Below are 7,974 nucleotides of genomic sequence, written 5' to 3'. Positions count from 1 at the left end.
CACCGTCGTGAGAGCGGGCTTGCAAAGCGATGGCGTCACCTTGGAGTGGCGTTATCGCGGGGCAAGCCCGCTCCCACGGGACCTCATCAGCTTCAGGAAGAACGGTTTTATGGAAAAGACGAAGTTTCGCAAGATCACCCTCGGTGTCGCCGTGGCCCTGGTCGCCGGCATCGTGCTCTACGCGGTACAGGCCCCAGCCAAGCCGCCGCAGTACATCACCGCCACGGTCGAGCGTGGCGATATCGAAAACGCGGTGCTGGCCACCGGCACCCTGGAAGGTATCCGCCAGGTCGACGTCGGCGCCCAGGTTTCGGGGCAGCTCAAGTCGCTCAAGGTCAAGCTTGGCGACAAGGTCGCCGAAGGCCAGTGGCTGGCCGAAATCGACCCGCTGGTGCCGCGCAACTCGCTGCGCCAGGCCGAGGTCGACGCCGAGAAGCTGCAGGCCGAGCGGCGCTCGGTGCAGGCCAAGCTCAAGCAGGCCAAGCGGGTCTACGAACGCTACGACGTGCTCCAGGCCGACGAGTCGATCTCGCGCCAGGACTTCGAGAACGCCGAGTCCGAATTCGAGGTGCAGCAGGCCAACCTGCGCTCGCTGGACGCGCAGATCAAGAGCGCCCAGGTGCAGATCGATACGGCGCGGGTCAACCTCGGCTACACCCGCATCGTCGCGCCGATCGATGGCCATGTGGTGGGTATCGTCACCCAGGAAGGGCAGACGGTGATCTCCAACCAGCTGGCGCCGGTAATCCTCAAGCTCGCCGACCTCGACACCATGACCATCAAGGCCCAGGTGTCCGAGGCCGATGTGATTCATATCAGCCCCGGCCAGCAGGTGTACTTCACCATCCTCGGTGACGACAAACGTTACTACGCCAAGCTGCGCGGCACCGAGCCCGCGCCGCAGAACTACCTGGAAAGCAGCGACAAGAGCGGCGGCGCCGCCAAGCAGGCCAGCGCGGTGTTCTACAACGCGCTGTTCGAGGTGCCCAACCCCGAGCACCGCCTGCGCATCTCGATGACCGCCCAGGTGCGTATCGTCCTCGACACCGCCCTGGGCGTGCTCACCGTGCCGGTGGCGGCGCTGGGGCCGCGCGACGCCGACGGCAGCTTCCCGGTGCGGGTGCTCGACGGCAAGGGCTTCGCCCAGGTGCGCAAGGTCCAGGCGGGGATCAACAACAACGTCAAGGTGCAGGTCAAGGACGGCCTGGCCGAAGGTGACCGCGTGGTGATCGGCGAGCCGGTGTCGGGCGAGGCGGGGGCGTGAGCATGAACATGAACGTGGAACTGTCGCCGGCACGGGCGGTGTCGGCACTCGAGGAGCAGCCGTTGCTGCGCCTGGACGGGGTCAGCCGCAGCTTCATGGCGGGCGACCGCGAGTTCCTGGCGCTCAAGGGTATCGACCTGGAGATCCATGCCGGCGAGCTGGTGGCGATCATCGGCGCCTCGGGTTCGGGCAAGTCGACGCTGATGAACATCCTTGGTTGCCTGGACCATGCCAGCGCCGGCAGCTACCAGGTCAGCGGCCAGGAAACCCGTGATCTCGACGACGACGCCCTGGCCGCGCTGCGGCGTGACCATTTCGGTTTCATCTTCCAGCGCTACCACCTGTTGCCGCACCTGGATGCCCTGCGCAATGTCGAGATCCCGGCGGTGTACGCCGGCGTGGCGCAGGCCGGACGCCATGCCCGGGCGCGGGAGCTGCTGGGCCGCCTGGGCCTGGGCGGACACCTGGCGCACCGGCCCAGCCAGCTGTCGGGGGGCCAGCAGCAGCGGGTCAGTATCTGCCGGGCGCTGATGAACGGCGGCGAGGTGATCCTCGCCGACGAGCCGACCGGAGCGCTCGATACCGCCAGCGGCAAGGAAGTGATGAACATCCTGCTGGAACTGCACGGCGCCGGGCACACGGTGATCCTGGTGACCCACGACCCCAAGGTCGCCGCCCACGCCGAGCGGATCATCGAGGTCAGCGACGGGCAGATCGTCAGTGACCGGCGCACCCGCGCCGAGCCCACTGCACCGGCCGCCGAGGCGGCGCCCGCTCGCGAGCAGGCGCCACGGCGGCTGGTGGCCAGCCTCGGGTTGTTCCGCGAGGCCTTCAAGATGGCCTGGATCGCCCTGGTCTCGCACCGCATGCGCACCCTGCTGACCATGCTCGGGATCATCATCGGCATCACTTCGGTGGTGTCGATCTCGGCCATCGGCGAGGGCGCCAAGGGCTACGTGCTCAAGGACATCCAGGCGATCGGCAGCAACACCATCGACATCTACTCCGGCACCAGTTTCGGCGACAGCCGGGCCAAGGCCATCGAGACCCTGGTGCCGGCTGACGTGACCGCGCTCAACGAACTCTACTACGTCGACAGCGCCACCCCGGTGATCGGTCAGAGTTCGCTGGTGCGCTACCGCAACATCGACGCCGATGTGCAGCTAAACGGTGTCAGCGAGCAGTACTTCCAGGTGCGCAACATCCCCTTGGCCGCAGGGATCGTGTTCAGCGCCGATGATGCCCGGCGCCAGGCCCAGGTGGTGGTGATCGACCACAACACGCGCAAGCGCCTGTTTGGCGATGGGATCAACCCGCTTGGGCAGGTGATCCTGGTCGGCAACTTGCCGTGCACGGTGATCGGCGTGACCGCCGAGAACAAGAACCTGTTCGTCGCCGGCAACACCCTGAACGTGTGGATGCCCTACGAGACCGCCGCCGGGCGCGTGCTTGGCCAGCGCCACCTGGACAGCATCAGTGTGCGGATCAAGGACGGCATGCCGAGCAAGCGGGTGGAGGAGGAGGTCAACAAACTGATGCTGCAGCGCCACGGCACCAAGGATTTCTTCACCAACAACCTCGACAGCATCATGCAGACCGTGCAGAAGACCAGCCGCTCGCTGACCCTGCTGCTGTCGCTGATCGCAGTGATTTCGTTGGTGGTGGGGGGGATCGGGGTGATGAACATCATGCTGGTGTCGGTTACCGAGCGCACCCGCGAGATCGGCATCCGCATGGCAGTGGGGGCGCGGCAGTCGGATATCCGCCAGCAGTTCCTGGTGGAGGCGGTGATGGTCTGCCTGATCGGCGGGGTGATCGGGATCGGGTTGTCCTATGGGATCGGGTATCTGTTCGCGCTTTTCGTCAAGCAGTGGGAGATGGTGTTCTCACTGGGATCGGTGGTCACGGCGTTCGTCTGCTCGACCTTGATCGGCATCGTGTTCGGCTTCGTGCCGGCGCGCAATGCGGCGCGGCTGGACCCTATCGAGGCGTTGGCACGGGACTAGGCCTGAGCGCTCGGGATCGAGCGCCGCTTCCGCGGTGCTCGATCTTGCGTGCCTGTGGGCATTCGGTCTGGCTAGTGTGGTGTTTTGCAAATACGACCAATAAATCGCGAGCGATTTTTGTGCTCAAGCAAGGCGTCGCGACGAGTCGTAGCCCAGCTACGGCGAGGAGCGACAACGCCGCATGAGCGCAAAAAGCGCCGCGAGTTATGGTCGTTATTTGTGAAACACCACACTAGATCTCTGCATACATCCAGCGCATCAGCGAGTGGCGGCCGCTGATGCCCAGCTTGATCGCCGCCCGGCGCAGGTAACTTTCCACCGTATTGACCTTGAGCCGCAGATACTCGGCCTGCTGCGGCGCCGTGCGCCCGGCCAGCAAGCCCTCGCACACTTGCATCTCACGTTCCGACAGGCGGATGCCGGTCTGACGCAGGCGTTCGAGAAAACGCTGTTCGAGGCTGTCAGGGTCTGCGGGTACCGGCGAGGCAGGCTGCAGGGCATTGATGTGTTTTTCCAGCATGGGCAGCAGCAAGGGCGAAATGTCCTCCAGCCGGCTGCGATCGGTAGCTGAGAAACCAACGCGGGTGTCGGCCCGCAAGACCGTGATTTCGTAGCGGAAACCATCCTTGCGCCGGGCCAGGTGCAGGCGCGCCGGGTCGTCGAAGCCGTCACCCGTATCGCCGGCGCTGAACACCGTCTCGCTGATCAGGGTCGCGTCTGGCTGGCTGGCGCAGGCCGGGTTGATGCGCAGTTGGCGGATATGCGTGGCGTCGATGGTCAGGTGGGTCTGGATCAGGTCGTGCAGGTGCCGGGGGAAATGGCGGCTACCGGTACTGGCTATGACTTTACCGATCTGCGGAAAAAGCAGGTGCGAATTCATCGTGTCATCCATGATAGGCGGTGGAACGGAGGCCCTTGCGCCAGCAACCAGCATCCTTGACTGTCGGCCGGGCCATCGGGGCTGCTAGCTATCCTAGTACAACGAATCAGTGACGGTTAAATGAAGCAGCGATAATGGCATAACAATATCATGGGTGACGCCGCAGGTGTGTCCGCGCACGACTCGGGTATGATGCGCATCCCATCCCACAACGAGACCGCCCCATGTCCCTGAGCGCTGAACAGATCGGCGAATTCCGCTCTTTCTCCGAGCAACTGGCCGATGCCGCCGCGGCGGCGATCCAGCCTTACTTTCGTGCCAGCCTGGATGTCGAGGACAAGGGGGGGCGCCTGTACGACCCTGTGACCATCGCCGACAAGGCCGCCGAAGAGGCCATGCGCGCGCTGATCCAGGCTCACTATCCCACCCACGGCATACTGGGTGAAGAGCAGGGCGCGGCACTGGGCAGCAGCCCGCTGACCTGGGTACTCGACCCGATCGATGGCACCCGCGCCTTCATCACCGGCCTGCCGCTGTGGGGCACGCTGATCGCTCTCAACGACGGTACCCGCCCGGTGCTCGGGGTGATGAACCAGCCGTTCACCGGCGAACGCTTCATCGGCACCCCGCACGGCGCCTGGCGCAATGGCACGGCGCTTAAGACCCGCGCCTGCGCCGACCTGGCGTCGGCCACGCTGATGTGCACCACCCCCGACATGTTCGACACCCCGGCGCGCAAGGCGGCGTTCGAGGCGGTCGCCGGCAAGGCCCGGCTGATGCGTTATGGCGGTGATTGCTATGCCTACTGCATGCTGGCGTCCGGATTCGTCGATGTGATCGTCGAGGCCAGCCTGCAGCCGTACGACGTGCAGGCGTTGATGCCGATCATCGAAGGCGCGGGTGGGGTCATCACGTCCTGGGATGGCGGTTCGGCCCAGAACGGGGGCTGCGTGGTGGCGTGTGGCGATCCGGCGTTGCATGCGCAGGTACTGGCAATGTTGCGTCACGCCATCTGATAGACCCTGCACGAGACGTTTGCCGTGGACTCAATCACCCAAGCCGTGCTCGGCGCGGCCCTGCAAGGCGCCGTACTGGGCCGTATCCAGGGCCGCCGCTCGCTGATCTACGGCGCCGCCCTGGGGACATTGCCCGACCTGGATGTGGTGATCCGCTACGCCGACCCGGTGTCGCAGATGACCTTCCACCGTGGCTTTTCCCATTCGATCTTCGTCCTGACCGGCCTGGCCCTGTTGCTTGCCTGGCTGGTCGCCTGGCGTTGGCCAGGCCGAGGCTATACCCCAGGCAGGCTGTTCCTGGCCTTCTGGCTGGCGCTGGTCACCCACCCGGTGCTCGACGCCTTCACCGTTTATGGCACCCAGCTGTTCTGGCCCCTGCACCTGACGCCGGAAAGCTGGGCGGCGGTGTTCATCATCGATCCGGTGTATACCGTGCCGTTGCTGCTGGCGGTGGGCTATGCGGCGATCAGGGGCCTGGAAGGCAGGGCGACCGCGATGCTGTGCCTGGCACTGGGATGCAGCACGCTCTACCTGGGCTTCGGCCTGGCCGGGCGCATGGCCGCCGAGCAACGTTTCCACCTGGCCTTGCAGGCGCAGGGCGTCGAGGCCAGTGAGGTCCGCGCGGTGCCCATCGCCTTCAACAGCCTGATCTGGCGGGTGCTGGCGAAAACCCCGGATGGCGGTTACTACGAGGGCGTGAGCAGCGGGTTCGATCGCGAACCTCCGGAGATGCTGCACCAGTCGCGCAATCTGGAGGCTGCCAAGGTACTGGCGGGCTCGCCACTGTACGAGCGCCTGCGCTGGTTCACCGATGACTGGCTGCGCTACGACATCATGGGTGACTCGCTGGTGGTCACCGACCTGCGCATGGGCATGCCAGGCAACTACAGTTTCCGCTTCGAAATGGCCCGGCGTGATGCCGCAGGGCAATGGACGGTGATCCAGCCCAGGGGCTGGATTGGTGGCGGTGCCGCCTCCCTGTTCGATGGCGAGCGGTTGAGCTTGATCTGGCGCCGTATCCTCGACCAGCAACCGCCACTGCCACTTGCCGTGTGGGCGGGGCATTTGTAGGTGGCTGGCTGGCGAGCAAAAAAAGCCCGCCGGGTGGCGGGCTACAAGGGCTTAGGGAGCAACACACAACAAATTCGGGGTCAGGCGACCAAGGTCTGGTCGAGCAAGCGGCCGGCCAGGGTCTCGGCGCAGCGGCGGCTGGTCAACGGGCCGCTGATGGCTTCACCGTCGCGCAGCAGGTACCAGCAGGCCAAAAGGCCCTGTTGGCGCAGGCTGCTGGGGACTGCGCTGCCGACAACGGACATGATCTGGATCGGGGCCATGGCGGATCTCCTCTCGAACATGGCCCTACCTTACCCAGGCGTCTTCAGGGTTTGAAATCAATGTCCTCGATAGTGGTCATTGCTTTTATCAACTATGCCGCTTACCAGCGCGGCGGGCCGTAGTACACCGGCGGCGGGCCATAATAGCGGCGGTAGACCGGCGGCGGGGCGGGCACATAGCGCTCGACCACATAGGGCTGGTAATACACCGGCGGTGGCGGCGCCTGCACATAGACCGGTGGCGGTGGATAGTAGGCCGGCTGGCGTTCGACGTAGACAGTGCGGTCGTGGCCGCCCGATACGGCCGCCCCGACCACCGCGCCCACCACGGCCGCGCCGATCACCGGCCCCGGGCCGTACCAGCCGCCACCATGGGCCGAGGCTTGCCCGCTGATTGCCAGCGCGCCGACCAGCAGGGCGATTCCGGGGATGAAACGCTTCATGGCGACACCTCGCAAGACAACCCCACGTTCGGGGTCTGTCTACTATGACCGCACTCTCGGTCAACCGCGCCATGGCAAAGGGTAAAGGTTGTGTAAGGGGCGACCGGCGGCGGGGTCTGGTACGCTGGCGCAATCGATTCAGCCATGACAGAGGAACCGCGATGAGCCATTCACCGAGCAGGGACACCGTGTTGTGCATTTCCCTGGCCGGGCGCCCCGGTACGTTCGGCGTGCGCTTTCACAACCATCTGTATCAGCAGTTGGGCCTGGACTATTACTACAAGGCCATGACCACCCAGGACCTGCCGGCCGCCGTGGCCGGCATCCGCGCCCTGGGTATTCGCGGTTGCGGCGTATCGATGCCCTACAAGGAAGCCTGCCTGGCGTTGGTGGACGAGGTCGACCCCTCGGCGGCGGCCATCGACTCGGTGAACACCCTGGTCAATACCGCAGGCCATCTGAAGGCCTACAACACTGACTACCTGGCGGTACGGCAGCTACTGGCCGAGCGGCGGGTCGACCCGGCGACCGGCTTCGCCCTGCGCGGCAGCGGTGGCATGGCCAAGGCGGTGGCCAGCGCGCTGCGCGACGCTGGTTTTCGCGACGGCATCATCGTCGCCCGCAACGAGCAGGCCGGGCGGCAACTGGCGGATGTTTGCGGCTACCGCTGGCTGCCTGAACTGCAGGACCGCTGCCCGCCGATGTTGATCAACGTCACGCCGATCGGCATGGCCGGGGGCCCGGAGGCCGACCAGCTGGCCTTCAGCGAAACCGCCATCGCGGCGGCCGAGCGGGTATTCGATGTGGTTGCCCTGCCGGCACGCACACCGCTGATCCGCGCCGCCGAGGCGTTGGGCAAGCCGGTGATTACCGGCCTCGATGTCATCGCGCTTCAGGCGCTGGAGCAGTTCGTGTTGTACACCGGGGTCCGGCCGACAGCCGAACAGGTGGCGGCTGCCGTGGCGTATGCCCGTGAAGGATGATTGGGTATAGAAGGGCGCCGTATCGCCGGCAAGCCGGCTCCCACACTG

At 65.6% G+C, this 7,974-nt stretch carries 8 protein-coding genes; 5 read left to right on the top strand and 3 right to left on the bottom strand.

What is annotated here, in order from left to right:
- Window positions 1-109 precede the first annotated feature (109 nt).
- Complete coding sequence (macA, locus tag ACVWY1_RS01560) at window positions 110-1,264, top strand: macrolide transporter subunit MacA (protein WP_046855421.1); 1,155 nt, start codon at window positions 110-112, stop codon at window positions 1,262-1,264.
- Between the two features lie 2 nt (window positions 1,265-1,266).
- On the top strand, window positions 1,267-3,270 hold the full coding sequence (locus tag ACVWY1_RS01555; RefSeq protein WP_457377686.1) for a MacB family efflux pump subunit: 2,004 nt from the start codon (window positions 1,267-1,269) through the stop codon (window positions 3,268-3,270).
- A 232-nt stretch (window positions 3,271-3,502) separates the two neighbouring features.
- Here the strand turns inward: ACVWY1_RS01555 and ACVWY1_RS01550 are convergent, their stop codons facing one another.
- The gene (locus ACVWY1_RS01550) at window positions 3,503-4,150 is read right to left on the bottom strand and encodes a helix-turn-helix transcriptional regulator (protein ID WP_457377685.1); all 648 of its coding nucleotides are present in this window, start codon (window positions 4,148-4,150) and stop codon (window positions 3,503-3,505) included.
- Window positions 4,151-4,374: 224 nt separating this feature from the next.
- Here ACVWY1_RS01550 and hisN point away from each other — a divergent pair, with 224 nt between their 5' ends.
- Both hisN and ACVWY1_RS01540 read left to right on the top strand, forming a co-directional pair.
- Entirely contained in the window at window positions 4,375-5,166 is a 792-nt protein-coding gene (gene hisN / locus ACVWY1_RS01545) for a histidinol-phosphatase (protein ID WP_457377684.1), read from the top strand.
- Between the two features lie 24 nt (window positions 5,167-5,190).
- Window positions 5,191-6,237, top strand: coding sequence for a metal-dependent hydrolase (locus tag ACVWY1_RS01540; RefSeq protein WP_457377683.1), 1,047 nt, complete (start codon window positions 5,191-5,193; stop codon window positions 6,235-6,237).
- An 80-nt stretch (window positions 6,238-6,317) separates the two neighbouring features.
- Here ACVWY1_RS01540 and ACVWY1_RS01535 read toward each other — a convergent pair whose 3' ends face one another.
- The gene (locus ACVWY1_RS01535; RefSeq protein ID WP_023632068.1) at window positions 6,318-6,500 is read right to left on the bottom strand and encodes a hypothetical protein; all 183 of its coding nucleotides are present in this window, start codon (window positions 6,498-6,500) and stop codon (window positions 6,318-6,320) included.
- 101 nt (window positions 6,501-6,601) lie between these two features.
- Window positions 6,602-6,943, bottom strand: a complete 342-nt coding sequence (locus tag ACVWY1_RS01530) for a hypothetical protein (protein ID WP_038706052.1) — start codon at window positions 6,941-6,943, stop codon at window positions 6,602-6,604.
- Window positions 6,944-7,104: 161 nt separating this feature from the next.
- Between ACVWY1_RS01530 and ACVWY1_RS01525 the strand changes: the two genes are divergently transcribed.
- Complete coding sequence (locus ACVWY1_RS01525; protein ID WP_111532764.1) at window positions 7,105-7,926, top strand: shikimate 5-dehydrogenase; 822 nt, start codon at window positions 7,105-7,107, stop codon at window positions 7,924-7,926.
- Window positions 7,927-7,974 lie beyond the last annotated feature (48 nt).

The organism is Pseudomonas sp. TE6288 (genome assembly GCF_054062095.1).
Note: the sequence above shows the minus strand (reverse complement) of the source record. Positions and strands in the feature narration are given on the sequence as shown.

Excerpts from the sequence above, each read along its gene's own strand:
- ACVWY1_RS01535 (WP_023632068.1), bottom strand. The coding sequence starts at position 6,500 with ATGGCCCCGATCCAGATCATGTCCGTTGTCGGCAGCGCAGTCCCCAGC.
- ACVWY1_RS01530 (WP_038706052.1), bottom strand. The coding sequence starts at position 6,943 with ATGAAGCGTTTCATCCCCGGAATCGCCCTGCTGGTCGGCGCGCTGGCA.
- ACVWY1_RS01555 (WP_457377686.1), top strand. The coding sequence starts at position 1,267 with ATGAACATGAACGTGGAACTGTCGCCGGCACGGGCGGTGTCGGCACTC.
- hisN (WP_457377684.1), top strand. The coding sequence starts at position 4,375 with ATGTCCCTGAGCGCTGAACAGATCGGCGAATTCCGCTCTTTCTCCGAG.
- macA (WP_046855421.1), top strand. The coding sequence starts at position 110 with ATGGAAAAGACGAAGTTTCGCAAGATCACCCTCGGTGTCGCCGTGGCC.
- ACVWY1_RS01550 (WP_457377685.1), bottom strand. The coding sequence starts at position 4,150 with ATGAATTCGCACCTGCTTTTTCCGCAGATCGGTAAAGTCATAGCCAGT.
- ACVWY1_RS01525 (WP_111532764.1), top strand. The coding sequence starts at position 7,105 with ATGAGCCATTCACCGAGCAGGGACACCGTGTTGTGCATTTCCCTGGCC.